Here is a 1,436-nt window from a genome sequence, read left to right as displayed (position 1 = left end):
AAAAAATATCCACTTAGGACCAACACTACCAGCTTTCTTATCACCAAATGTAGCCAATGTATTGGTAGAAAACTTCGGAATTGGAACAATTTCAAATGTTGAAGATGATATAAAGATGTTTATGGAAGCTTAATCTATAAAACCCCGTCTATAGGAATATAGATGGGGTTTTGTAATGCTTTTAACGGTTTATTGCCTTCTTTTTTATCAGATATATTTTAGCATTGATATAACATTACTGGTCTATGATCTGAGATGTCAACGGGTAGTACCTCACTTCTTAAGTTATAGGTAGAAAGCTCTCTCATAAATAAAAAATCAATTTTGGGATTGTCAGAATTATTATAGCAGTTTAAAGTACAGACTCCTACAGGTCCAATATCAATTATAGGGAACCCGTGGTTAAGCATCATATTATAAGCATCTGAACCTTCTGGGGTATTTAGATCACCACCAAGGATTATTCTTTCATTAAAATAACAATTATTGTTTAATACATTCTTTATTTGTTGTGCCTGAAAAATCTGATCTCCTTGTAGTCCCAAATGGAATGTGCCTATATATATTGAAAAATCGTCCATGTGTACATTTGCAAGAAGAAAACTGCGATCTTCTTTGCTGTTTATCTTAGGCAAATGGATTTTTAAAGCAATTGTCATTGGATAGCAACTTAGAATTGCATTACCGTAATATCCTGGATTCATATTCTTAGAAACAATATATTTATAATTCCAAACCTTTCCTGTGGTAAGAGTAAGTCTGTTGGCAATATATGCAGCCTGATGAGTCTTTATACCGGATCGTAAAGTATATGCATCTACTTCCTGAAGACATATTATTGTAGCTTTGGAATCCCTAATAAAATCTGCAATTCTATCTAAATTTTCTGTTTTTGAAATTGGATAACCGCCTTCTTTATTTTGTCCGACTTTAATATTCCATGTCAGAACATTTATGCACATTATTTCCACTCCAAATGTTTCTATTTTTAACTTTATATATTCTTTCTCATTATCTCTTCTACTTCATTTTCTTCAGGAAATCTTCCCAATTCCTTCTTAGAAAAAATCAATTCATCTCCAATAGTTACTTCAAAGACTCCATCAGATGATGGGATTATTATTAGTTCAGATATTTTGTTTTTATGTTCTCCCAATAAATTATCCGTTAGAGCAACTGCTCTTGGTAGGTAGCCTCAAGCTGTACAATACTCAATAGTTATAATTTTTTTCACGGTATCACTCCTTGTCTAATTATGGTTAATATTACATTAATTAATAGTTGCCCTAAAGGAATGGAAAATATCTATAATTAGACTAGGAATTATTAAGTTATTTACTCCTGTTATGTAAATTTTAGATCTTGTTTTCCATTATAGGATAATAAATGTCATACACCCTATAAATGCCAATAAAAATGCATACACTACCCCTTGG

At 31.5% G+C, this 1,436-nt stretch carries 3 protein-coding genes; 1 reads left to right on the top strand and 2 read right to left on the bottom strand.

The genetic code is table 11. The features are described 5' to 3' along the window. Positions 1–133 (top strand): hypothetical protein (locus C3E90_RS01400; protein WP_236913416.1); only part of this gene is annotated, 133 nt, incomplete at its 5' end. 85 nt (positions 134–218) lie between these two features. Here the strand turns inward: C3E90_RS01400 and C3E90_RS01395 are convergent. Together C3E90_RS01395 and C3E90_RS01390 are read right to left on the bottom strand one after the other, a co-directional pair. Continuing rightward, on the bottom strand, positions 219–962 hold the full coding sequence (locus C3E90_RS01395) for an endonuclease/exonuclease/phosphatase family protein (protein WP_236913758.1): 744 nt from the start codon (positions 960–962) through the stop codon (positions 219–221). Between the two features lie 32 nt (positions 963–994). Then, positions 995–1,234, bottom strand: coding sequence for a SelT/SelW/SelH family (seleno)protein (locus C3E90_RS01390; RefSeq protein ID WP_336512995.1), 240 nt, complete (start codon positions 1,232–1,234; stop codon positions 995–997). Positions 1,235–1,436 lie beyond the last annotated feature (202 nt).

The organism is Clostridium sp. Cult2, assembly GCF_021655075.1.
Lineage (GTDB): Bacteria > Bacillota > Clostridia > Tissierellales > Tepidimicrobiaceae > Schnuerera.
This window is presented reverse-complemented; position numbering and strand designations above follow the sequence as displayed.

Excerpts from the sequence above, each read along its gene's own strand:
- C3E90_RS01395 (WP_236913758.1), bottom strand. The coding sequence starts at position 962 with ATGTGCATAAATGTTCTGACATGGAATATTAAAGTCGGACAAAATAAA.